The sequence below is a fragment of the Streptomyces yatensis genome, assembly GCF_018069625.1.
GTDB lineage: Bacteria > Actinomycetota > Actinomycetes > Streptomycetales > Streptomycetaceae > Streptomyces > Streptomyces yatensis.
This window is the reverse complement of sequence record NZ_CP072941.1, coordinates 7110049-7132933: the sequence shown is the minus strand read 5'-3', so window position 1 is coordinate 7132933 and position 22885 is coordinate 7110049. Positions and strand designations below refer to the sequence as shown.

Here is a 22885-nt window from a genome sequence, read left to right as displayed (position 1 = left end):
CGTATGTCAGGGGGCCTCACCGTCGAAGCTGGCGAAGTACGAGGCCACCATGTCCTCGTCGCCGTGGCCCGCCTCGATGGCCCGGCGGAACCGCTCCTGGCCCGCGGCCGCCAGGTCCAGCCGCACTCCGGCGCGCTCCCCGGCCTCCACGATCAGCCGGGCGTCCTTCTCGGCGGTCTTGGTCGCGAAGCTGGGCTCGAGGTCGCCGCGGAGCAGCTGGCCGGACTTGACCCGCATATAGCCGTTGTCCAGCGGTCCGCCCTCCACCCCGTCCAGAAAGCCCTGGAAGTCCACGCCCAGCCCCTTGGCGAGGGCGACCGCCTCGGCGGTGGCGTGGGTGACGTTCAGGACCCAGCTGTTGAGCACCAGCTTGAGCCGGGTGGCGGCGGCACCCTCCGCGCTGTCGCCGACCCACACCGTACGGTTGCCGATGGCGTCGAAGACCGGCCAGACGACCGGGCGGACGGGGTGGGGGCCGGCGGCCAGCACCAGCAGCTGTCCGTTCTCCGCGGGCTGCTTGGTGCCGAGGACGGGCGAGTCGATGAGGACGAGGTCCTTCTCCTGGGCGAACGCGGCGAGCGATTCCATCGCCTCCAGCCCCGCCGTGGTGGCCTGCACCCATACGGCCCCGGGGCGCAGCGCGGGGGCGGCCTGCCGCATCGTCTCGAGGGCCGCGGCGCCGTCGTAGAGGATCGTCAGGACGACATCGGCGCCGTCCACGGCCTCGGCCGGGGTGTCGGTGACGCGTACGCCGTCCTGGCCGAGCGGCTCGGCCTTGGACCGGGTGCGGTTCCACGCACGGACGTCGAGCCCGGAGCGGGCGAGGTTGCGGGCCATGCCGGAGCCCATGATGCCGGTGCCGAGGACCGCGACGGACGTTGCCGGGAGTTGTTCGGTCATGCCGCCACGCTAAGACCTGAAGCGCGCTCCAGGACAAAGGGGTGGCGGCGCGTCAGCCACCAGGACCAGCGCGGTCAGGCACTCGGACGACCGTGTCAGGCACTGGGACGATCGTGTCAGGCGCTCAGACGACCTGGTGCAGCCAGCGGACGGGGGCGCCCTCACCCGCGTAGCGGAACGGCTCCAGTTCGTCGTCCCAGGGCTTGCCGAGCAGCTTGGCGATCTCCGCCTCGAGGTCGCTCTCGCCGCGGACGGAACGGGCGAGGGCGGCGCGCAGCCGGTCCTCGGGGATCAGGATGTCGCCGTGCATTCCGGTGACGGCGTGGAAGATGCCCAGTTCGGGGGTGGAGCTGTAGCGCTCGCCCTCGGCGGTGGCGCAGGGCTCGGCGGTCACCTCGAAGCGCAGCAGATGCCAGCCGCGCAGTGCGGACGCCATTTTGGAGGCCGTGCCGACCTCACCCTGCCAGGAGAACTCGGCACGCCAGGTGCCGTTCGCCGCGGGCTGTTTGATCCAGTCGAGGGTGACACGCACGCCGAGGACGCCCGCGATCGCCCATTCGACGTGCGGGCACAGCGCGCGCGGAGCGGAGTGCACATACAGAACTCCACGTGTCGTCACCGGGGCCTCCTGTGCGGTTCGAGGTGCGCCTTCCCCAGCGGCCTCGCGCCCGTACCGGTCCCGCCCGGGACATCGGATCACATTCTGCCCTAGTGATCACTCCCACACCAGTCTCGACGTCACCTTCAGTGAAATTTATCGTGCAGAATTCTCTAGAAAGTGGACAGGATGTGACGGGGCGTAATGTGTTGGTACCGCATAGCGCGCCTTGTCGCCGGGATGACGCTCATCGGCCACAAGAAAAACGTACCGTGCGATCCAGCCGGAGGAGTGACGTACCGTCGGTCCGGATAGATATCACCCAACAGCCGGAGGGGGAACAGCCATGCGGGTCAGCGCGACACGCCGGAAGCATGCGGCGGCCGCTTCCTCGACCACGCGTACGGTCGTGCGCCCGACCCCGCGCACCACTTCGCGCACCGGCCGCCGCGCGGCCGGGCGCACCGCCGGGCGCACCGGCGTGGTGCTGTTCACGACCGCCGCCGTGCTGAGCTCGGCGGGCTGCTTCGGCAGCTCGGACGACCCCTCCCGGCACGGTCCGACCCGCGCCGGGAAGACCCCCGGCGCCAAGCGGACGATCGTCTGGAACACCCGGCCCAGCTCGATCGCCTCCTTGGGCGACTCCATCACCCGCGGCTTCGACGCCTGTTCGGTGCTCTCCGACTGCCCCGAGGTGTCCTGGTCCACCGGCACCGATGTGCGCAGCCTCGCCCAGCGGCTGCTGCCCGCCACCACCGCCCGTTCGGGCACCCACAGCTGGAACTTCGCCAAGACCGGCGCGGTCGTGGCCGACCTCCCCGGCCAGATCGAGGCGGCCGCGGCCCGCAAGCCGAAGCTGATCACCGTGATGATCGGCGCCAATGACGCCTGCCGGAACTCGGTCGACGAGATGACCTCCACCGAGCAGTTCCGCTCCACCTTCACCTCGGCGCTCACCCGGCTTCGCCGTGACCTGCCGAAGACCCAGGTGTATGTGGCCAGCGTGCCGGATCTGAAGCGGCTGTGGTCCGAGGGGCGGAAGAACGTCTTCGGCAGGCAGATCTGGAAGCTGGGCATCTGCCCGTCGATGCTGAAGGACTCCGAGCACCTGGACGCCGCCTCCAACGAACGCCGCCAGCGGGTGGCGGACCGGGTGACGGAGTACAACAAGGTGCTGAAGGATGTCTGTGGGCGCGATGTGCTGTGCCGGTACGACCCGGCCGTGCACGATTACCGCTTCACCACGTCCGAGCTGAGCAAGTGGGACTGGTTCCACCCCAGCAAGGCGGGCCAGCAGCAACTCGCCGAAATGGCCTACCGCCGCATCACCGCTTCCGCGTCCTGACCCCGAGCCGCGGCCCGGCTCCCGGCCAGGAGCCGGGAGCCGAGCGCGGGACGCGGTCCCCCTCCCTCCTTTATGCGGCTCCACCGCACGGCCGGGGCTGCGCCCCCGACCCCCGGGGCCTGGGTGGGGCGCGACCCCTGGCCCCCGGGGGCTGGGGCGCAACCGTCTAGGGCACAGCCGCGCCCCCCGGGGGTCTAAGGCGCAGCCCCGGCCCACCGGGGTCTAGGGCACAGCCCCGCCCCCTCGGGGTCTAAGGCGCAGCCCCGGCCCACCTGGGTCTGGGACGCAACCCCGGCCCCCCGAGGCCTGCGACGCAACCCCGGCCCACCGGGGTCTAGGGCACAGCCCCGCCCCCTCGGGGTCTAAGGCGCAGCCCCGGCCCTCCGGGATCTGGGGCAGAGCCCCGGCCCTCCCAGGTCTGGAGCGCAGCCCCGGCCCACCGGAGTCTGAGGTGCAGCCCGGCCCCCGGGCCTGGGACGCAGCCCCGCCCCCCGGAGTCTGCGGTGCAGCCCCTTGCCCCCGGGTCTGGGACGGAGCCTCGGCCCTCCCGGGCCTGGGGCGCAGCCCCGGCCCACCCGGGGTCTGGGGCGCAGCCCCGGCCCCCCGGGGTCTGGGGCAGAGCCCCAGGTTCGGAAAGGGGTGGGGAGGGGAACAGCCCGCCGCAGGCGTCGCGATTCGTCGGCCACCATCTGCCCGGCGGACGCGAGCGGGCTCGCCACGCGCCGGACGGCGTAGCTCAGGCTGTCGGCTGCACGGGCACCGGGGCCGACAGGCGGCGGTCGGCGACGCTGCGGCCCGCCTCTGCCGCGTAGATGCCGGGGATCAGGCGCCAGGCGCCCACCGTCTCGTCCCAGATCTCCGCCGCCCGGCGGGGCAGGGGGAGGGACACCTCCGCCGTCTCCCCCGGGCCCGCCCCGACCGAGGCGAACCCCGCGAGGCGCCGCACCGGCCGCTCCTCGCCGTCGTCCTCGGGCACGGTGAGATAGAGCTGTACGACCTCACGCCCCGCCCGGGGCCCGGTGTTGCGGACCCGCACGGTGACCGTTCCCAGCGCGGGTGCGCCGTCGGCGGGCTCCCCGGCGGTCTCCGCCGGGGTCTGCGCCGGGGTCTCCCCGGCGGTCTCCGCCGACGTCTCCGCGGGGGTGAAGTCCATCGCCTCGTAGGCCCAGTCGGTGTAGCCGAGGCCATGCCCGAACCAGTACGCCGGAGCGATCCCCTCCCGCCGCTCCCACGCGCGGTAGCCGATGAACACGCCCTCGTCGTAGACCAGTCGGCCCTCGCTCGGGGTCACCGCGCTGACCGGGGCGTCCTCGAGCCGCTCCGGCCAGGTCGTGGGCAGCCGGCCGCCGGGCTCCTCCGCGCCCAGCAGGACATCGGCGAGCGCTGCGCCCGCCTCCTGGCCCGGGAACCAGCTCAGCAGCACCGCGGCGACCTCCTCCCGCCAGGCCATCTCGACGGGCGAGCCCGCGTTGACCACCACCACGGTGGGGGTGCCGGTCGCGGCGACCCGCCGCACGAGCTCGTCCTGACGGCCCGGCAACTTCAGATGCGCGCGGTCGAACCCCTCGCTCTCGACCCGCTCGGTGGTGGCGACCACCACCACGGCCACCTCGGCCGCCGAGGCGGCGGCGACGGCCTCCCGGAGCAACTCCTCGGCGTCCCGCTCCGGGGCCCGGTGCAGCAGGCTGAAGCAGACGGCGTCGAGAAGGGCCTCCTCGGGGCGGGCCACCGCACACGTGAGGCTGACCTCCACCGGTTCACCCGCCGTGAGCTCCACCTGGCCCCGGGGCACCGGCGAGCCCATGAACGCCTCGAAGGGGTCGCCGACGTCCGGGGGCAGCTGCTCCCCTTCGAAGAGCACCGTGCCGTCCACGACCAGCCGGAGGCCGCCCAGCCCCCGGGTGCCGAAGGAGTGCGCGCCGCTCTCGCGCGGGGTGAAGGTGCCGACGGTCTCGACGGTGTGCAGCTCCTCGTAGCGCACGCCCTCGGGGAAGTCGCTGATCCACTGCACCTGCCCACTGGCCAGCCGGGACTCCCCCAGCACCCGCCCGTCGGCGGCCCGGACCACGGCGCGCAGCTCGAACCCCTGGGCGGCGGGGGTGAGTTCAACGGTGGGATCGGCCCCCACCGCGTAGCTGAACCGCACCTCCGGCGGCAGGGCGGCGCGCAGTCCGTCGAGCGGTGAGACCACATGGTCGGGGAAGACCACGGCCGAGCCGCCGCCCAGCACCCGGGCGTCGCGCGCCGCCGCCCCGATCAGGGCCAGCGACCGCACCCCGCCGGGGGCGCCGGCGTCGAGGGGCAGCACCGCGCCCCGGCCGCCCGCGCCCTCGTTCCGCAGCAGCACGAAGGAGCGCCGGGCGATCTCGCGGGCCAGCGCGTCCCCGTCGATCGGACCGGGCCGGTCGGCGGGGGCGACGGCCGGGGCCGCGCCGTCCAGGACGCCGACCCGGGCGGCCAGGGTGAGCAGCCGCCGCACCGCCTCGTCCAGCTCCGCCTCGGTCACCCGGCCGTCGCGCACCGCGACGGCCAGCGCCTCGCCGTAGACGGTCCGGGGGCCGGGCATCGCGACATCCAGCCCGCCCTTGAGCCCGCGCACGGTGTCGCGGGCCGCCAGCCAGTCGGAGACGATGAAGCCGTCGAAGCCCCACTCCTCGCGCAGCACTCCCTGCTGCAGCTCGCGGTGCTCGGTCATGGTGGAGCCGTTGACCCCGTTGTAGGCGGCCATGATGCCCCAGGGGCGCGCGTTCTTGACGATGGCTTCGAAGGGGGCGAGATACAGCTCGCGCAGCGCCCGCGCACCGATCTCGTTGTCGACGGTGAAGCGCTCGGTCTCGGCGTCGTTGGCCACGAAGTGCTTGACGGTGGTGCCCACTCCGCCGTCCTGCACACCCGTCACATAGCCGCTGCCGATCTCGCCGGTGAGATACGGATCCTCGCTGTACGCCTCGAAGTGGCGCCCGCCCAGCGGGGAGCGGTGCAGATTGACCGTGGGCGCGAGCAGCACATGGACGCCCTTGCGCCGCGCCTCCTGCGCGAGCAGCCGGCCCGCCCGCCGGGCCAGCTCCGGGTCCCAGGTGGCGGCGAGCGCGGTGGGGCTGGGCAGGGCGATGGAGGGGTCGTCGGCCGTCCAGTGGACGCCGCGGACGCCGATCGGGCCGTCCGACATCACCAGCGAGCGCAGCCCGATCGCCGGAACGGCGGGCAGGCTCCACATGTCCTGCCCGGACAACAGCCGTGCCTTGGTGTCCAGATCCAGCAGGCCGAGGGCCTTCTCCACGGCCTCCGCCGTGCCGTCGTCGCCGATCGCGTCCGCCATCGCTCGCCCCTCCCGGTGCGGGTCCTGCCCGGTCCTCGTCCCGGCCATCCTGGACCCGATTACCTGTCAGCAGGTAGGTACCGTTATCGATTCGTTATCAAACATGCTCTACGGTACGAGCATGGACAGGGCGATGGAGCGCGGTACGCGACGCGGTGCGGAACGACGGGCGGAGATCGTCCGGTCCGCGCTCGAAGTGATCGCCGAGCGCGGCTACCGGGGCGCGACCCTCAGCGCGGTCGCCGAGCGGGTGGGGCTCACCCAACAAGGGCTGCTGCACTACTTCCCGACCAAGGACTCCCTGCTCATCGCCGTGCTCAAGGAGCGCGACCAGTGGGACACCGGCTCCGCGCGGCGCGACGGCGGGGACGTATGGCCGCTGGACCTGCTCACCTCGCTGGTGGAGTACAACGCGATGCGCCCCGGCATCGTCCAGACCTTCTCCGCGCTCCTCGGCGAGAGCGTCACCGACGAGCACCCGGCGCGCGGCTTCTTCACCGAGCGCTATGAGAAGGTGCGCGCCGACATGGCGGCCACCCTGCGCGGCGAGTTCGGCGACCGGCTCCCCGGCGGTCTCACCCCCGAGGCCGCGGCCCCGCTGGTGGTGGCGGTGATGGACGGACTGCAGTTCCAGTGGCTGCACGACCGGGACGCGGTGGACATGCCCGCCCTCTTCCGGGCCTTCGTCTCCCTGCTGGGACAGGGAGACGAAGAGACCGAGGGGTGACCTCGGCCTGCGGACGTCGCGCGCGGGGCGGACGTCGCGCGGGCCGTCTCGTGACGGCGGCTCAGCCGTGGTCCGCCACCAGCTTGACCTCCCGCTCGACCCCGACCGCGTTCCTCGGCAGCGGCACGAAAGCGGCATCGGCGGCCGCGAAGGCATCGGCGGGGTCGAACCTCAGCAGCGTGCCCTCGGCCTGCGCCGATCCCGGCTGATACGCCCCCACGTCCACCGCGTCGATCAACCAGCGGTGCCGCTGCCCGTCGCAGACCGCGCTGTGGCCGCCGAGGCCGTGCCGCTCCCGGCCCTGGCTGAGGGTGATAAGAACGCTGGCCCGCGGGTTCTCCGCCCCTTCCCGGACACACCGATAGCTGCCGTACAGCGTGACGGCCCCGTCCGGGGTGACGTCCCCGGTGCGGTCGATGACGAGATCGTCGGTCCAGGGCAGGGGCAGACGCGGCGGGTCCAGCCGCTCTCCCCGAGTGGCAAGACCCGATTCGGGGCGCAACTCCGGGCGGTCGGGCCCGGCGGGCGCGGCATGGGCGGCCGGGGCCGCCATGAGGAGAACAGTGAGGGCGCCGAGGGCGCGGCGGTTGCGCATGGACGTACATACCTCCTGGGGCGGGGAGCGGACACCCGCCACGGACTCCGTCGCGTCCTTGCGAGCGGAGTCGCCGGACGGATGCCCGTGAGCGGGTGCCTGTGAGCGGGTGCTCATTTCCCCGTACAGCTACCGGGCCCTCGAATCCGTCCGGGGGAACCTCACCCCCGGGCGGCGTGTCCGGCACCGCCCAACGGGTGGCCACCGGGCGCCCGGTTGACCCGGCGGCGCCCTTACGGTGCGCGTGAAGCGCGCGAACCGTGCTCAGGGCGACCCGCTCCGCGGCGGGCAGCCGCGATGTGCCGGACGGGCCGGGCGCCGCGGGCGGCGGCTTACGGTCCCCGCGCGGCGCCCTTACCGTCCCCACGCGGCGCCCTTACGGTGCTCGCGGAGCGCGCTTACCGTGCTCGGGGGCGCCCTACGGTGCTCGTGGCCCCCTTACCGTTCCCACGCGGCGCCCTTACGGTGCTCGCGGAGCGCGCTTACCGTGCTCAGGGGCGCCCTTACGGTGCTCGTGGCCCCCTTACCGTCCCCACGCGGCGTCCCTACCGTCCCCGTGCCGCGCCTTACCGTCCTCGCGCGGCGCCTCACCGTCCCCCCCGCGCGGCCCTCACCGTCCTCGCGCGGCGCCCCTACGGTGCTCGTGGCGCCCTTACGGTGCTCGCGGAGCGCTTACCGTCCCCGCGCGGCGCCCCTACCCTCCCCGCGCAGCGCCTCACCGTCCTCGGGGCCCCCTTACGGTGCTCGTGGCGCCCTTACCGTTCCCCGCGCGGCGCCCTCACCGTCGCGCCGCGCCATTACCGTCCTCACGCAGCGCCTTGCCGTCCCCGCGCAGCGCCCTCACCGTCCCCGCGCCGCGCCCTCACCGCCCTCGGGAGCGCCCTTACGGTGCTCGTTCCTCCGGGGCCGCTTCCTCGAACCTCCCCGTCGCCGCGGCCACTTGGCGCGACGCCGCCGCCGGATCGCCCCGCAGCCCCGGGGCCAGGGTCAGCGTGACGGCGACCGAGACCGCCGCCATCGTGGCCATCGCCACGGCCGGCGAGGCGGGCTGGGCCAGTGCGCCCGCGAGGGCGGCGGACACGCCCTGCATGGTGAGCATGCCGGAGGAGTGCAGCCCCAGGGCCTGGCCGCTCATCGCGTCCGGGGTCAGGGCCATCAGCCGCTGCTGGAGCGGCAGCGTGGCCGAGAAGCCGATCGAGGCGAGGGCGACGGCGGTCAGCGCGAGGGGCAGCGGCGGACGCAGGGCGAAGACCAGATACGGCGCGGCGAGCAGCAGCCGCAGGGGCGCCGCGAGCCGCTCCCGCCGGTGCGGTGGTAGCAGCCGTCCGGTGAGCAGGTCGCCCATCAGCATGCCGAGGGAGCCGACGGCGAAGAGCAGTCCGGCGTGCCGGGGCGCGTAGGGCACGAAGAGGGATTCACAGCCGACGATCAGCCCGTTGGGCACCCAGAGCGCGTAATAGACGTGGCGGCGGGGCGCGGAGGACCACAGCCGTGCGTTGACCCGCCAGGTCTCGGTGACCGAGGGCCGTCCGCCGGCCCGGGCCGGGCGCCCGCTCAGACCGAACCGGGCGGCGGCCGCGGCCAGCAGATACAGCGCGGCGGCGGTGAGGAGGGTGCCGCGCGCCGAGAGGGCGGTCACGAGGAGGCCACCGGCCGCGTAGCCGCCGATCTGCATGGTGCCGCCCGACATGTTGATCACCGAACGGCCCAGCAGATAGCCCTCCTTGGGCAGGATCTCGGTGAGCAGTCCGTAGCGGACGGCGCCGCCGAGGGCCGCCGCGGCGCCCATCCCGAACACGAGGGCGAAGACGGCCGCCACCGGCAGCCCGGGGAGGGCCAACGCGGCGGTCCCCAGGGCGAAGAGCACCGCCAGCCCGGACAGCGCGGCGCGCGGTGGCAGCCGGTCGGCCGCCGACAGCAGCGCCAGCGCGCCCGCCACTTGGGCGAGCGAGGGGCCGAACATGCTGAGCGCCGAGAGCAGCGGTGAGCCGGTGGCCGCGTAGACCAGGGTGCCGAGGGCGAGCCCGCTCGCGGTCGAGGCGGCCACCTGGGTGGCGGAGATCAGGAACAGCGGGGTGAACTCCGGGGTCCGGAACACTTCCGAATAGGTGCGCATGGCCTTCAGGCTCGGGAGTCTCCGCGCGGTGGCGTTAATGTTTCGCGCGGACGCGAAACCACGTGGAACGACGCGAAGCGACGCGGTGGCGGCGGGGGTGGCCGGATGGGGCTGTGGCTGGTCGACGCGGACACGCTCGCGCGCAGCCGGTTCGTCCACTCCGCCCTGGCCGAGACCACCGCGGCCCTGGTCACCCTGGAGCGGGCGAGCGCCGCCCACCCGGGCGAGCGGGCCTGGCTGGATGCCCATCTGCCCGCCTACCGGGCGCGGTTGACCGACGACCCGGTCACCGCGCTGCTCGTCCGGGCCGCGCTGGGCCGGACCTGGCTCGCGGACTTCCTCACCCAGACGCCGGGCGAGGGCGAGCCGTCCCTGGAGGAGGAGCTGGCCCGGATGCGCGCGACGCCCCCCGCCGCCGCGCGCCGCGACCTCGCGGTCTCCCTCGGCCGTTCCCCGCTCCCGGCCGCGCTGTGCCGCGACGATCTGCCCGGGCGGCTCGCGGAGCTGCTGGAGTGGGTGTGGACGGAAGCCGTACGGCCCTCCTGGCCGCGCCGCCGCCGGATCATCGAGACCGATGTGGTGGCGCGCACCGGCCAGGTGAGCCAGGGCGGCTGGGCGGCTACGCTGGATGCCCTGCGGCCGGGGATGCGGTGGCTGGGCGGCAGCCGGTTGCAGATCAACGTCCATGACAACCCGCCCCGCGCGGTCCACGGCGCCCAGTTGCTCCTCGTCCCCGTCACCCCCGCCACGGGCTGGGTCTCCTGGGACGCGCCGCACCGCTACGCCGTGATCTATCCCTGCGCCGGCGCCCTGACCACCCCCGGCCCTCCCCCGGCCCCCGACTCGCTGGCCCGTCTCCTCGGCCCGGCCCGCGCGAGCGTCCTGGTCCTGCTCGACACACCGAAGAGCACGACCCATCTGGTGGCCCTGACCGGCCAGACCCTGGGCTCGGTCGGCCGCCATCTGCGCGTCCTGCGCGAGGCCCGCCTGGTGCGGCGGCGACGGGCGGGACGGTCGGTGCTGTACGACCGGACGACGGCGGGCGAGGTACTGGTCGAGGCCCAGCGAACCGCCTAGTCCCCGGACAAGCACAGCAACGAACATCCCTGGACCCATGTTGTCCAGTGAGATGATCGGTCATGATGGTTCTTGATCGGTCATGATGGTTCGTCACGTTCGAATGTCATTCGACGCACAACCATTGACACCCCTGACGGGGGCTGACTACGGTCACGCCAAGATTTCGAACGTGTGACGAAATATCGAACATCGCGAAGGGTCGATTGCTGTGCGCATCACCGGTATCAGTACGCATGTCGTCGGCACCCCCTGGCGCAACCTCACCTATGTGCAGGTCCATACGGACGAGGGGATCACCGGCGTCGGCGAGACCCGCATGCTGGGGCGGACCGATGCGCTGCTGGGCTATCTGCGCGAGGCCGAGCTCAACCACCTCGCCGGGTCGGACCCGTTCGCGGTGGAGGACCTGGTCCGGCGGATGAAGTACGGCGACTACGGCCGGGCGGGCGAGATCGTGATGTCCGGCATCGCCTGTGTGGAGATGGCCTGCTGGGACATCAAGGGCAAGGCGCTCGGAGTGCCCGTCTGGCAGCTGCTCGGCGGGAAGGTGACGGACAAGGTCAAGGCGTACGCCAACGGCTGGTACACGGTCGAGCGCACCCCCGAGGCGTTCCACAAGGCGGCCTCCACGGTGGTGGAGCGCGGCTACCGGGCGCTGAAGCTGGACCCGTTCGGCACCGGCCACTTCGAGCTGGACCACGCGGAGACCCTGCATTCGATCTCCCTCGTGGAGGCCGTACGGGACGCGATCGGGCCGGAGGCCGAGCTGCTGGTGGAGATGCACGGGCGGTTCAGCCCGGCGACCGCCGTCCGTATCGCCGGGGAGCTGGAGCGGTTCCATCCGTCGTGGCTGGAGGAGCCGGTGCCGCCGGAGAACCTCAAGGCGCTGGCGAAGGTCGCGGAGAAGACGCGTCTGCCGATCGCCACGGGTGAGCGCATCCACGACCGCATCGAGTTCCGCGAGCTGTTCGAGTCGCAGGCCGCCGACATCATCCAGCCCGACGTCGGCCACATCGGCGGCATCGGCGAGGCGCGCAAGCTGGCCGCCACGGCCGAGACGCACTACGTGCTGATCGCCCCGCACAACGTGGGCGGCTCGGTGCTGACCGCCGCGTCGCTGCAGCTCGCCGGCTGCACCCCGAACTTCAAGATCCTGGAGCACTTCAACGACTTCGCCGACGCGGAGATCAAGAAGGTGGTCAAGGGGGCCCCGCAGGTCGTGGACGGCTACTTCCAGCTCTCCCACGAGCCCGGTCTCGGCGTGGAGCTGGACACCGACGCGGCGGCCGAATTCCCCCAGCAGCAGGCCCACTTCGACCTGTGGGCCGAGGGCTGGGAGAAGAGGGATCCCTCCGGGGGGCGAGGCGAATGAGCGCCGTGGAACGTCGCGCCGTCGTCGAGATACGGCCGCCCGTGGCCGGGGCCGCCCGGCTTCGCCCAGTCGGCACGCGCCTCGCTCAGGGGCCGAAGGGCCGACGTCCGAACGGGCTGGAGACACACGGTGCCGAGGGGAGCCGACGCATATGAGCCGCACGGAAGACGTCCTGGTACTCGACAAGCCCGGCAGCCACCGGCTGGAGAGCCGGGCGATCGCCGAACCCGGCCCGGGTGACGCGCGGGTGCGCGTCCACGCCTCCGGGATCTGCGGCAGCGACCGCGAGCTGTACCAGGGCAACCGGCCCGAGGGGTACGTCCGCTATCCCGTCACCCCCGGCCATGAGTGGTCCGGGACGGTCGAGGCGGTCGGCGCGGGCGTCCCGGAGGCGCTCGTCGGCCGTAAGGTCGTCGGCGAGGGGTTCCGCAACTGCCAGGTGTGCGACCGCTGTCACGCCGGGGACACCACCTTGTGCACGGCCGGGTACGAGGAGACCGGCTTCACCCGGCCCGGGGCGATGGCCGACACCCTGACCCTGCCGGCCCGGCTCCTGCACCCGCTGTCCGACGACGCCGATCTGGGCGCGGCCGCCCTGCTGGAGCCCGCCGCCTGTATCGCCGCCGCCGCGCTCAAGGCCCGGGCCCGGCCCGGTGAGCGGGTCGCGGTGGTGGGCACCGGCACGCTCGGCATGATCGCCGTACAGTTCCTCGCCGCCGTCTCCCCCGGGCGGCTGCTGGTGGTGGGCACCCGCCCGGACCGGGAGCGACTGTCGCTGGACTTCGGCGCCACCGACTTCCGCACCCGGGACCAGCTCTCCGACCACCTCTCGGGCTACGACGTGGTCATCGAGACCGCCGGATCGGCCTCCGCCGCCCGTAGCTCCGCCTCGCTGCTGCGCCGGGGCGGCCGGCTGGTGCTCACCGGCATCCCGGCGGCGGGCGCCGACGGGCTGGACCCCACCGATCTGGTCGTCCGCCAGATCGAGGTGCAGACCGTCTTCGGCGCCCCGCCCGCCGCCTGGTCGCACGCCGTACGGGTCTTCGACGCCGGGCTGCTGACCCTGCGGCCGCTGATCACCCATGAACTGCCGCTCACCGACTTCGCCTCCGCGATCGAGCTGGTCGGCAGCGGCGATCCGGCCGTCGGCAAGGTGCTGCTGCGTCCGCAGGACCTCGACTAGCAGGGGGCTCGACCAGCACATGTGGCACGCCTCCCGCACCCGTCTCCCGTCATCCCACCAGCCTCCCGGACCGTCTCTAGTCATCCACCCAGCCCCACCCGGACAACGATGTCCTGGGCAGCACCAGCCGGACGCCGAACCACCGGCCATCACTCCACAGGGAGCACCGTGACCGCCGCCTCACCCACCACTCCCGGCCCCCGCCGCCCCGCCGACGCGGCCCTCGCCTCGCTCGGCCACGCCACGCCCGCCCCCGACCCCGCCGACGCCTCCGCGCACACCTTTCCCGACGGCGGCACCTGGCGCACCGAGATCCCGTCCGTCGAGGGTCCGGAGGCGCTGGCCACCGTGTTCAAGGAGGCCGGGCGGCTCGATGTGCCGATCCACCGGATCAGCCAGGGCAGCGGCGTGTGGATGCTCACCGATGCCGAGATCACCGAGATGGTGGAGTCCTGCGCCGAGCGGAACGCCGAGCTGTGCCTGTTCACCGGCCCCCGCGGCACCTGGGACATCGGCGCCGCCACCCGCTCCGACTCCGGCGGCGGCGGGCTGCGCGCCCGTGGCCATGACGCGGTGGCCGGATGTGTGGAGGACGCGCTGCGCGCGGTCTCGCTGGGCGTGAAGTGCCTGCTGGTCGCCGACGAGGGGGTGCTGTGGCTGCTGAACGGGCTGCGGGAGCGCGGCGAGCTGCCCGCGGACACCACCTTCAAGCTGTCCGCGCTGGTCGGCCCGGTCAACCCGGCCTCGTTCGCGGTGTACGAGCAGCTGGGGGCCGACTCCATCAACATCCCCTCGGACCTCACGCTGGAGCATCTCACCGAGATCCGCCGGGTCTCCCGCGCCCCGATGGACTTCTATGTCGAGGCCCCGGACGACCTCGGTGGCTATGTCCGGCTCTATGACGCGGCGGAGCTGATCCGGCGCGGTGCCCCCATCTATCTGAAGTTCGGGCTCAGCAAATCCCCGGGGATCTACCCCTACGGCGCCCAGCTGCGGGACGTGGCGCTGGGCAGCGCCCGTGAGCGGGTGCGCCGCGGGCGGCTCGTGCTCGACCTGCTGGGCCGGCTGGGCGCGGACGGCGGGATGTCCCCGCTCGGCTCCCGGCTGCCGGGCCCGCTGCGGCGTTTCACCGCCGACGCGGCCCCCTTGAATTCCTGACGCAACGACGCCCCAGGGAAGGACCCCAACACCATGCGCACGGTAAGAGGAGCACGAGCCGCGGCGATAGGCGCCGGCCTCCTCGCGCTCTCGCTGACCGCCACGGCCTGCGGCCAGGAGGCGGTCGGCGGCAGCCGGTACAAGAGCAAGGAACGCGGAGGAACGATCGGCATCGCGATGCCGACGAAGTCCTCCGAGCGATGGATCGCCGACGGCCGGAACATGGCCAAGCAGTTCCAGGCGGCGGGCTACAAGACGGACCTGCAGTACGGCGAGGACGACGTACGCACCCAGGTGGCCCAGCTCGAAAACATGATCACCAAGGGCCATCGGCTGCTGGTGGTCGCGCCGATCAACGGCGGGGCGCTCTCCGACGTCCTGAAGCAGGCCCATGAGGCCAACATCCCGGTGATCTCCTACGACCGGCTGCTCCTGGGCACCAAGAACGTCGACTACTACGCGACCTTCGACAACGAGAAGGTCGGCCGGCTCCAGGGCCAGTACATCGCCGACAAGCTGGGGCTGTCCAAGGGCCGCAAGGGCCCGTTCTCCATGGAGCTGTTCGCCGGGTCCTCGGACGACAACAACACCAAGTACTTCTTCAACGGCGCGATGAAGGTCCTCAAGCCGTACATGGACAAGGGTGAGCTGGTCGTCCGCTCCAAGCAGACCAGTCTCAACCAGCTCTACACCGAGAAGTGGAGCGGAAGCGCCGCCCAGGACCGCATGGAGGACCTGCTCAACAAGGCGTACAGCAGCCGCGATGTCGACGCCGTGCTCTCGCCGTACGACGGCATGTCCATCGGCATCCTCTCGGCGCTCAAGGGCGTCGGCTACGGCACCAAGGCCAAGCCGTATCCGGTGGTGACCGGGCAGGACGCCGAGCTCGCCTCCGTGAAGTCCATCATCCGGGGCCAGCAGACGCAGACCATCTACAAGGACACCCGCAAGCTGGCGAAGGCCACGGTCGACATGGCCAAGGCGGAGCTGACCGGCGGCAAGCCCCCGGTCAACGACACCACGTCGTACGACAACGGCGAAAAGGTCGTGCCGACCTTCCTGCTCAACCCGGTCAGCGTCGACAAGTCCAACACACAGGTACTGGTCGACCAGGGTTACTACACCGCGTCGCAGCTGAAGTAGGGCGGTTCCGGGCTATGAGCACCATTCTCGAATTGCGCTCCATCACCAAGACCTTCCCCGGTGTCAAAGCGCTCTCCGATGTCAATCTCCATATCCGCAAGGGCGAGATCCACGCCCTGTGCGGGGAGAACGGCGCGGGAAAGTCCACCCTGATGAAGGTGGTCAGCGGCGTGCATCCGCACGGCAGCTACGACGGCGAGATCGTCTTCGAGGGCGAGGCATGCGCCTTCAAGGACATCCGCGCGAGCGAGCAGCGCGGCATCGTCATCATCCATCAGGAACTGGCCCTGATCCCCTATCTGTCCATCGCCGAGAACATCTTCCTCGGCAATGAGCACTCCCGGCGCGGCCTCATCAGCTGGAACGAAACCCTTCGGCACGCCACCGCGCTGCTCAAGCGGGTCGGTCTGACGGATTCGCCGCAGACCCGCGTCACCGATATCGGCGTGGGCAAACAGCAGCTGGTGGAAATCGCCAAGGCGCTCTCCAAGGAGGTCAAGCTCCTCATCCTGGACGAGCCGACCGCGGCGCTCAACGACGAGGACAGCGGAAAACTCCTCGATCTGCTGCTGGAATTCAAGGCGCAGGGTATCTCCTGCATCCTGATCTCCCACAAGCTGAATGAGATCCGCCGGGTCGCCGACTCCGTCACCATCCTGCGCGACGGCCAGACCATCGAAACCCTGACCGTCCGGGAGACCCCGGAGGCCGACCCCGAGGTCTCCGAGGACCGCATCATCCGCGGCATGGTCGGCCGCGATCTGGACCACCGCTTCCCCGACCGCACCCCGTACGAGGGCGAGGACGCCTCCGAGGTGGCGCTGGCCATCGAGGACTGGACCGTCCACCACCCCATCGACCAGCAGCGCAAGGTCGTGGACGCGGTGTCGCTGAATGTGCGGCGCGGCGAGATCGTCGGCATCGCCGGGCTGATGGGCGCCGGCCGCACCGAGCTCGCCATGAGCGTCTTCGGCCGGGCGTACGGGCGCTATGCGGGCGGCCGGGTGTTCCGGGACGGCCAGGAGGTCCGCACCCGCACCGTGCCGGAGGCGATCGACCACGGCATCGCGTACGTCACCGAGGACCGCAAGACCTACGGGCTCAACCTCGACGACACCATCAGCCGCAATGTCTCGCTCTCCTCGCTGACGAAGGTGGCGCGCCGCGGCGTGGTCAACGAGCACGAGGAGTCGCGGGTGGCCGAGCGGTTCCGCACGACCATGAACATCAAGGCCCCCACGGTCTTCGAGCGGGTCGGCCGGCTCAGCGGCGGCAACCAGCAGAAGGTCGTCCTCAGCAAGTGGATCTTCGCCGGTCCCGAGGTGCTCATCCTCGACGAGCCCACCCGTGGCATCGACGTCGGGGCCAAGTACGAGATCTACACGGTCATCAACGACCTTGCGGCCCAGGGCAAGGCCGTCATCTTCATCTCCTCCGAGCTGGGCGAGCTGCTGGGGATGTGCGACCGGATCTACACGATGGCGGCCGGGCGGCTGACCGGGGAGGTGCCTCGGGACGAGGCGACCCAGGAAGTTCTGATGCGCCATATGACGAAGGACAGAGGAGACGAAGGATGAGCACGGCCACCCAGAAGACCGAGAGCCCGGCCCCACCGCCGGCCAAGGGCTCCTCCAGCGTCGGGACGCTGCTCCTGGAGAGCGTGCGGACCAATATGCGCCAGTACGGGATGCTGGTCGCGCTCGGCCTGATCATCGTCATCTTCCAGATCTGGTCGGACGACATCCTGCTGCGCCCGCTGAACGTCACCAACCTGGTGCAGCAGAACGGCTACATCCTCATCCTCGCGATCGGCATGATGATCGTGATCATCGCGGGGCATATCGATCTGTCGGTCGGCTCACTGGTCGCCTTCATCGGCTCGGCCGCCGGCGTGATGATGATCAAGCACGATATGCCGTGGGGCCTCGCGGTCGTCCTGTGTCTGCTGATCGGCGCGGCGGCCGGGGCCTGGCAGGGCTTCTGGATCGCCTATATAGGCATCCCGTCCTTCATCGTCACCCTGGCCGGAATGCTGGTCTTCCGCGGCGGCACCCAGATCCTGCTGGAGGGTCAGTCGCTGTCGCCGTTCCCCGACGGCTTCGAGAAGATGAGCACCGGCTTCATCCCGGAGATGGGCCCGTACACGCAGTACCACAACCCCACGATGGTGATCGGCCTCGTGGTCTGCGCCGCCGCCGTCTGGCAGGAGTGGCGCGCCCGGCAGCAGCGGGCCGCCTATGAGCTGGACGTGGTGCCGCTGGGTCTCTTCTTCGTCAAGTGCGCCGCGATCGTGGCCGCCGTGATGGCGTTCACCATGACGCTGTCCAGCTGGCACGGGGCGCCGTACGGGCTGCTGATCCTGGCCTGCCTCTTCGTGATCTTCAGCTTCGTGATGCGCAACACCGTGGTCGGCCGGCATGTGTACGCCCTCGGCGGCAACCAGCCGGCGGCCAAGCTGTCGGGTGTCCGGGACAAGCGCGTCACCTTCCTTGTCTTCGTCAACATGGGTGTGCTGTCCGCCCTCGCCGGTCTGGTCTTCGCCGCCCGGCTGGGCTCCGCCACCCCCAGCGCGGGCCTCAACTTCGAGCTCGAGGCCATCGCCGCCGCGTTCATCGGCGGCGCCTCGGCCAGCGGCGGTGTGGGCACCGTACTCGGCGCGATCATCGGTGGTCTGGTGCTCGGCGTGCTCAACAACGGCATGTCGCTGGTCGGCATCGGCACCGACTACCAACAGGTGATCAAGGGTCTGGTGCTGCTGGCCGCGGTCGGCTTCGATGTCTGGAACAAGCGCAAGGTCGGGTCGTAACCCATCAGCTGTCCCTCATGGAACTAGCCTTATGGAGCCGCATATGACCACGAGCAGACGCACGGTGATCACGGCTGCGGCGGCGGCCGGACTGGCGGCTTCGGCCGCCACGACCGGCACCGCCCACGCGAAGAGCGGAGGGGACTCCGCGGGCAGCGGGGGAGACTCCGCGGGCAAGGGAGGCGCGGTGAAGGAACACTTCGGCACGCTCGCGGACGGCACGGACGTCGACCGCTGGACGATCGAGAACGGCCGCACCCGGCTGCGCGTGCTCAGCTACGGCGGCATCGTCCAGGGCCTGGAGATCCCCGACCGCCACGGCCGCCGCGCCAATGTGTCGCTCGGCTTCGACGACCTGGACTCCTACGTCGCCGACAGCCCGTACTTCGGCGCCCTCATCGGCCGTTACGGCAACCGCATCGCCCGCGGCACCTTCACGCTGGACGGCGAGAAGTACCAGCTGCCGATCAACGACGGGCCGAACAGCCTGCACGGCGGCGACAAGGGCTTCGACAAGCACGTCTGGTCCGTGGAGGCGTTCCGCAAGGGCGCGGACGTGGGGCTCACCCTGCGCCGGGTCAGCCCCGACGGCGAGATGGGCTACCCCGGCACGCTCACCGTGCGCGTGGACTACACGCTCACGGCGGAGGGCGACTTCCGCATCGACTACGAGGCCACGACCGACAAGGCCACGGTCGTGAACCTCACCAACCACACGTACTACAACCTGGCCGGGGAGGGCAGCGGCTCCATCTACAACCACCGGCTGGAGATCGACGCCGCCCGCTACACCCCGGTCGACAAGACCCTCATCCCCACCGGCGAACTCGCCAGGGTGGCCGGGACCCCGTTCGACTTCCGCCGCGCCAAGGAGATCGGCCGGGACATCCGGGAGGCGCACCAGCAGGTGCTCTACGGGCAGGGGATCGACCACAACTTCGTGCTGGACAAGGGCATCACCAGCCGTCCCGAGCACTTCCTGACGGTGACCGAGCCGGAGTCCGGCCGGGTGATGAGGATCGCCACGACCGAGCCCGGTGTGCAGTTCTACACCGGCAACTTCCTGACCGGCACGTTCGCGGGCACGTCGGGGAAGGTCTACCGGCAGGGTGACGCCTTCGCCCTGGAGACCCAGCACTTCCCGGACTCGCCGAACCAGCCGTCGTTCCCGTCGACGGTGCTGCGGCCGGGGCAGACGTACCGGTCGACGACGGTGCACTCGTTCTCGACGCGCTGAGCGGCTCCGCCGCGCGCGGCCCGGTAGCTCATCGGTTCCCCTCCCGTACCGTGCTTCAGAGCACGGCACGGGAGGGGTTGTCGTTTCCCCCGGCCCCCCGGCCCCCGGCCCCCGGCGCCCGGCCCCAAGCCCCCGTCACCCGTCACCCGTCACCCGTCATTCCTCACCCGAGAGGACCCCGCATGAGACCGATACGCCCCCGGCTCGCCCTGCTCGGCGCCGCCCTGCTCACCGCCGCTCCCCTGAGCCTCGCCGCGCCGGCGACGGCCACAGCCGACACCACCGCCACCCCCACCGTGGAGGAGCGACGGCTCGACGAGGTCATGCCGCAGGAGATCCTGCGGCGCAGCGGGTTCGACGACGCGGCGCCGGACTTCGCCCGCGCACTGGCGGGCGTACGGTCCCCTGCCGAGGCCGAGCGCGTGATCACCCGCGAGGGCCGGGCCCTGTGGCAGCGCGCCGTGGACCGCGCACAGGGCCGGGGCCCCGCGGGCGGCGACCTCAGCAGGGACGACGACCGGCCGCTGTACTGGGCACGGCTCGGCATGACCCGCGCACTCGGCCAGTGGCAGCCGGGCTTCCCGCTCCCCGAGGCCCGCCGCGCCGCGCTCCTCACCACGCTGGAGCGCACCTCACGCGGCGAGGACTCGCTCGACCTCCCCGCCGGTCAGCACATCAAGCGCATCGTGGTCACCGGCTTCGACCCGTTCCAGCTGGACGACGACGTACGCCGCTCCAACCCCTCCGGCGCGGCGGCGCTCGCCCTGGACGGGACGACGATCCACACGGACAACGGCCCGGCCCGCGTCGAGACCGCCGTCTTCCCCGTCCGCTGGACGGACTTCGCGGACGGCACGGTCGAGCGCACCCTGCTGCCCGCCTTCCGGTCGGGCCCGCGCCGGGTGGACGCGTTCATGACGGTGAGCCAGGGCCGGGTGGGCCGCTTCGACGTCGAGCGCACCAACGGCGCCTGGCGGGGCGGCTACCCCGACAACGCCAACATCTCCCGCACCGAGACCGTGCCCATCCCGTCCGGTGTACCGACCCCGACCCCCCAGCCCCAGTGGACGACGACCAACCTCCCCTACGACAAGATCGTCTCGGCGAACACCGGCCCGGTCCGCGTCCACGACCACACCGAGGTCACCGAGATCCCGGCGGGCGCCACGACCCCGGTGGTCCAGCCGAACGGCCCGACCCCCGGCTCGACGGCCCGCGCGGGCGGTGGCGGCGACTACCTCTCCAACGAGATCGCCTACCGCGCCACCCTGCTGCGCGACGCGGTCGCCCTGAAGGCCCCGGGCGGCCATCTCCACACCCCCGTCCTCCAGTTCGGCCCGGGCAACACCGACCCCACCACGGGCCAGATCACCGACCCCGACTTCGTCCACCACCGGGAAGCCATCACCGCCCAGGTCCGCTCAATCCTCACGGTGGTCGCAAACACGACCCGCTGAGACCCCGGGCCCTCGATCGGCGAGCAACAGCGCCAAGGGCCCAGCCGGAAGCAGAAAGCGGCCCTGCCCGACCGCGTCGATCGCATCCCCCATCGACCACCACGAAAGCTTGAAGTCCTGTTTAGTAGGCGTGAGTTCCTGAGGCCCGACGGTCAGCCGTCGGGCCTCGAAAAGATGCACCCGCGCCGTGGAGCCGAGCGTCATCGCATACGACCCCAGCGAACGCCACTTCTCCGCCATGACCCCGGCCTCCTCCCGCAACTCCCGCCGCGCACACTCCTCCGCCGTTTCCCCCGCCTCCCTGCGCCCGCCCGGCAGGAACAGATACTCACCGCCATGGCGGGGGAAATCCGCGCTCAACACGGCCACCAGCCCATCGGCGTCGCGGGCCACCACGACAGAGGCGTCACGGACCGGCCCATGCCCCTTAATATCGTCGCTCATGGCCGGCGAGCGTAGCGGCCATCACCGCACCATCGCCGCGTACGGCACGTTCATCACGACGGGACGAGCGATTCCCCGGCCATGAAATCCGTCATCGCCGAAGGCGTCGCCGTGATCGTCCGGGCGGGCATCTACGCCTCGACGCCCGCCGCCCTCGCCGACGATGACCTTGTGGTGAGCGGCCCCGGCGGAGATGGCCGGGCCGCCTTCGTCACCCACGACGACATCGCCGATGTGATCACGGCCGTCGCCCTGGACGAGGGGCCCCGCTCCGCGCACGACGGGGCGACGCTGGAGGTCACCGGGCCCGAGGCGCTCACCCTTGAAGAAATGGTCGCCCGGATCGCCTCGGCCACCGGACGGCCCTACCGCTATGTCCCCGAGACCGTGGAGGAAGCCTTCGCGCGGCGGTGGCGGCTGGGCATCAACGGGGTGCAGATCGAGAGCTGGATCTCCTGGTACCAGGCCATCGCGAGCGGTGAGCTGTCCGCGGTGACCGATGTCGTCCCGCGGATCACCGGCTCGGCCGCGACCCCGGTCGAGCGGGCCGGCTGGTGGCCCACGCCCAAGACGGCCTGGTAACCCAACTGCGCCGCAGGGCGTTACGGCGCGCCGTTGAAGGCCGGGCCCACCGCCGTCTCGCCCTGCGGCGTCGCGTCCTCGTCCTCGCCCGTCAGGTCGCGGACCAGCAGGGTCGCGCCCGCGACGGCGCCCGGCATCAGGAAGACCGCGACCAGGGGGAGCAGGAAGAGGAGGGACAGCGGGACGCCGAAGCCGAGGGAGAGGAGGCGGCGGGAGCGGAGCATGCGGCGGCGCTCCTTCAGCAGGACTCCACGGCGCAGCAGGGCGATCGAGGTGAGTTCCTCGGTGAGGAAGAAGCCGGTCACGCAGAAGGCCACCGCGGGGATCACGGTCTGGCCGACGCCCGGGATGAAGCCGAGCGCGAAGAAGAGCACGCTCCAGAGGGTGACGCGGATGAGCAACGCGATGGCCTCGCGCAGCCCTATCCACAGCTCCGCCCAGATCGACAGGCCGGAGTCGGGGACCGCGCCGCCCTCGGAGCGGTCGACCTGCTCGGAGAGCGACTCGTAGAAGGGCTGGCCGACCAGGAGCGTGACCGCGGTGAAGGTGAGGACGGCGAGGAAGAGGCAGGTGGCGGCGAAGAGGATCGTGAGCGCGCCGCGGAAGATGCCGAGCCAGGGCGATGACCAGTCGTCGGCGAAGGGCGTGGCCCATGCGATGACGTCATCGGTCCAGAAGAAGAGGGCGACGAGGGCCGCCGCGTAGCCGACGAGGGTGATCAGGGCGGGAATCATCCCGAACCCCCACCATCTCCCGTGCCGGGCCGCCCAGCGCTGCCCCTTCATCAGATAACCGAAGCCATTCACAAGATCACGCATGGGCC

19 protein-coding genes are annotated in these 22885 nt (G+C 71.7%); 12 read left to right on the top strand and 7 right to left on the bottom strand.

The genetic code is table 11. The features are described from left to right. Positions 1 to 6: 6 nt before the first annotated feature. Entirely contained in the window at positions 7 to 900 is an 894-nt protein-coding gene (locus J8403_RS29565; RefSeq protein WP_211125827.1) for an NAD(P)-dependent oxidoreductase, read from the bottom strand. A gap of 124 nt (positions 901 to 1024) precedes the next feature. Further along, positions 1025 to 1519 (bottom strand): DUF3145 domain-containing protein, encoded by a 495-nt coding sequence (locus J8403_RS29560; protein WP_059147850.1) that lies wholly within the window; start codon positions 1517 to 1519, stop codon positions 1025 to 1027. A 325-nt stretch (positions 1520 to 1844) separates the two neighbouring features. Between J8403_RS29560 and J8403_RS29555 the strand changes: the two genes are divergently transcribed. Beyond that, entirely contained in the window at positions 1845 to 2843 is a 999-nt protein-coding gene (locus J8403_RS29555; RefSeq protein ID WP_211125826.1) for an SGNH/GDSL hydrolase family protein, read from the top strand. A gap of 736 nt (positions 2844 to 3579) precedes the next feature. Here J8403_RS29555 and J8403_RS29550 read toward each other — a convergent pair. Next, on the bottom strand, positions 3580 to 6162 hold the full coding sequence (locus tag J8403_RS29550) for a glycoside hydrolase family 3 protein (RefSeq protein ID WP_211125825.1): 2583 nt from the start codon (positions 6160 to 6162) through the stop codon (positions 3580 to 3582). A 121-nt stretch (positions 6163 to 6283) separates the two neighbouring features. Here J8403_RS29550 and J8403_RS29545 point away from each other — a divergent pair, with 121 nt between their 5' ends. After that, the gene (locus J8403_RS29545) at positions 6284 to 6889 is read left to right on the top strand and encodes a TetR/AcrR family transcriptional regulator (RefSeq protein WP_246586046.1); all 606 of its coding nucleotides are present in this window, start codon (positions 6284 to 6286) and stop codon (positions 6887 to 6889) included. A gap of 61 nt (positions 6890 to 6950) precedes the next feature. On the opposite strand, the gene J8403_RS29540 is transcribed toward J8403_RS29545, so the two are convergent. Beyond that, a complete protein-coding gene (locus J8403_RS29540; RefSeq protein ID WP_211125824.1) occupies positions 6951 to 7484 on the bottom strand; it encodes a DUF6299 family protein in 534 nt (177 codons plus the stop codon). An 883-nt stretch (positions 7485 to 8367) separates the two neighbouring features. Further along, complete coding sequence (locus tag J8403_RS29535; protein WP_211125823.1) at positions 8368 to 9600, bottom strand: MFS transporter; 1233 nt, start codon at positions 9598 to 9600, stop codon at positions 8368 to 8370. A gap of 105 nt (positions 9601 to 9705) precedes the next feature. On the opposite strand from J8403_RS29535, the gene J8403_RS29530 reads away from it, so the two are divergent. The 9 genes from J8403_RS29530 (at position 9706) to J8403_RS29490 (ending at position 21036) form a co-directional block, all read left to right on the top strand. Then, entirely contained in the window at positions 9706 to 10677 is a 972-nt protein-coding gene (locus J8403_RS29530; protein WP_211125822.1) for an ArsR family transcriptional regulator, read from the top strand. A gap of 211 nt (positions 10678 to 10888) precedes the next feature. Next, on the top strand, positions 10889 to 12052 hold the full coding sequence (locus J8403_RS29525) for a mandelate racemase/muconate lactonizing enzyme family protein (RefSeq protein WP_211125821.1): 1164 nt from the start codon (positions 10889 to 10891) through the stop codon (positions 12050 to 12052). Between the two features lie 151 nt (positions 12053 to 12203). Further along, the gene (locus tag J8403_RS29520) at positions 12204 to 13235 is read left to right on the top strand and encodes a zinc-dependent alcohol dehydrogenase (RefSeq protein ID WP_211125820.1); all 1032 of its coding nucleotides are present in this window, start codon (positions 12204 to 12206) and stop codon (positions 13233 to 13235) included. A 168-nt stretch (positions 13236 to 13403) separates the two neighbouring features. Beyond that, positions 13404 to 14393, top strand: coding sequence for a hypothetical protein (locus J8403_RS29515; RefSeq protein WP_211125819.1), 990 nt, complete (start codon positions 13404 to 13406; stop codon positions 14391 to 14393). 33 nt (positions 14394 to 14426) lie between these two features. Next, positions 14427 to 15536: a multiple monosaccharide ABC transporter substrate-binding protein gene (gene chvE / locus J8403_RS29510; RefSeq protein WP_211125818.1), complete on the top strand. Its 1110-nt coding sequence runs from the start codon at positions 14427 to 14429 to the stop codon at positions 15534 to 15536. Between the two features lie 14 nt (positions 15537 to 15550). Beyond that, positions 15551 to 17113, top strand: coding sequence for a multiple monosaccharide ABC transporter ATP-binding protein (gene mmsA, locus J8403_RS29505; RefSeq protein ID WP_211125817.1), 1563 nt, complete (start codon positions 15551 to 15553; stop codon positions 17111 to 17113). After that, positions 17110 to 18342, top strand: coding sequence for a multiple monosaccharide ABC transporter permease (gene mmsB / locus J8403_RS29500; RefSeq protein WP_211125816.1), 1233 nt, complete (start codon positions 17110 to 17112; stop codon positions 18340 to 18342). The genes mmsA and mmsB overlap by 4 nt, the downstream gene beginning before the upstream one ends. Before the next feature lie 43 nt (positions 18343 to 18385). Next, positions 18386 to 19579: an aldose epimerase family protein gene (locus J8403_RS29495; RefSeq protein WP_211125815.1), complete on the top strand. Its 1194-nt coding sequence runs from the start codon at positions 18386 to 18388 to the stop codon at positions 19577 to 19579. 182 nt (positions 19580 to 19761) lie between these two features. Next, the gene (locus tag J8403_RS29490; RefSeq protein WP_211125814.1) at positions 19762 to 21036 is read left to right on the top strand and encodes a pyroglutamyl-peptidase I; all 1275 of its coding nucleotides are present in this window, start codon (positions 19762 to 19764) and stop codon (positions 21034 to 21036) included. On the opposite strand, the gene J8403_RS29485 is transcribed toward J8403_RS29490, so the two are convergent. Further along, positions 21001 to 21480, bottom strand: a complete 480-nt coding sequence (locus J8403_RS29485) for an NUDIX hydrolase (RefSeq protein ID WP_211125813.1) — start codon at positions 21478 to 21480, stop codon at positions 21001 to 21003. The genes J8403_RS29490 and J8403_RS29485 overlap by 36 nt on opposite strands. Before the next feature lie 81 nt (positions 21481 to 21561). Here J8403_RS29485 and J8403_RS29480 point away from each other — a divergent pair, with 81 nt between their 5' ends. After that, positions 21562 to 22062 (top strand): Rossmann-fold NAD(P)-binding domain-containing protein, encoded by a 501-nt coding sequence (locus J8403_RS29480; protein ID WP_211125812.1) that lies wholly within the window; start codon positions 21562 to 21564, stop codon positions 22060 to 22062. Positions 22063 to 22082: 20 nt separating this feature from the next. Here J8403_RS29480 and J8403_RS29475 read toward each other — a convergent pair whose 3' ends face one another. Further along, positions 22083 to 22880 carry an EI24 domain-containing protein gene (locus J8403_RS29475; protein ID WP_211125811.1) on the bottom strand — a complete coding sequence of 266 codons (798 nt, stop codon included), beginning with the start codon at positions 22878 to 22880 and terminating at the stop codon, positions 22083 to 22085. Between the last annotated feature and the right edge of the window lie 5 nt (positions 22881 to 22885).

Excerpts from the sequence above, each read along its gene's own strand:
- J8403_RS29565 (WP_211125827.1), bottom strand. The coding sequence starts at position 900 with ATGACCGAACAACTCCCGGCAACGTCCGTCGCGGTCCTCGGCACCGGC.
- J8403_RS29555 (WP_211125826.1), top strand. The coding sequence starts at position 1,845 with ATGCGGGTCAGCGCGACACGCCGGAAGCATGCGGCGGCCGCTTCCTCG.
- J8403_RS29550 (WP_211125825.1), bottom strand. The coding sequence starts at position 6,162 with ATGGCGGACGCGATCGGCGACGACGGCACGGCGGAGGCCGTGGAGAAG.
- J8403_RS29545 (WP_246586046.1), top strand. The coding sequence starts at position 6,284 with ATGGACAGGGCGATGGAGCGCGGTACGCGACGCGGTGCGGAACGACGG.
- J8403_RS29540 (WP_211125824.1), bottom strand. The coding sequence starts at position 7,484 with ATGCGCAACCGCCGCGCCCTCGGCGCCCTCACTGTTCTCCTCATGGCG.
- J8403_RS29535 (WP_211125823.1), bottom strand. The coding sequence starts at position 9,600 with ATGCGCACCTATTCGGAAGTGTTCCGGACCCCGGAGTTCACCCCGCTG.
- J8403_RS29530 (WP_211125822.1), top strand. The coding sequence starts at position 9,706 with ATGGGGCTGTGGCTGGTCGACGCGGACACGCTCGCGCGCAGCCGGTTC.
- J8403_RS29520 (WP_211125820.1), top strand. The coding sequence starts at position 12,204 with ATGAGCCGCACGGAAGACGTCCTGGTACTCGACAAGCCCGGCAGCCAC.
- chvE (WP_211125818.1), top strand. The coding sequence starts at position 14,427 with ATGCGCACGGTAAGAGGAGCACGAGCCGCGGCGATAGGCGCCGGCCTC.
- mmsA (WP_211125817.1), top strand. The coding sequence starts at position 15,551 with ATGAGCACCATTCTCGAATTGCGCTCCATCACCAAGACCTTCCCCGGT.
- mmsB (WP_211125816.1), top strand. The coding sequence starts at position 17,110 with ATGAGCACGGCCACCCAGAAGACCGAGAGCCCGGCCCCACCGCCGGCC.
- J8403_RS29495 (WP_211125815.1), top strand. The coding sequence starts at position 18,386 with ATGACCACGAGCAGACGCACGGTGATCACGGCTGCGGCGGCGGCCGGA.
- J8403_RS29490 (WP_211125814.1), top strand. The coding sequence starts at position 19,762 with ATGAGACCGATACGCCCCCGGCTCGCCCTGCTCGGCGCCGCCCTGCTC.
- J8403_RS29485 (WP_211125813.1), bottom strand. The coding sequence starts at position 21,480 with ATGAGCGACGATATTAAGGGGCATGGGCCGGTCCGTGACGCCTCTGTC.
- J8403_RS29480 (WP_211125812.1), top strand. The coding sequence starts at position 21,562 with ATGAAATCCGTCATCGCCGAAGGCGTCGCCGTGATCGTCCGGGCGGGC.
- J8403_RS29475 (WP_211125811.1), bottom strand. The coding sequence starts at position 22,880 with ATGCGTGATCTTGTGAATGGCTTCGGTTATCTGATGAAGGGGCAGCGC.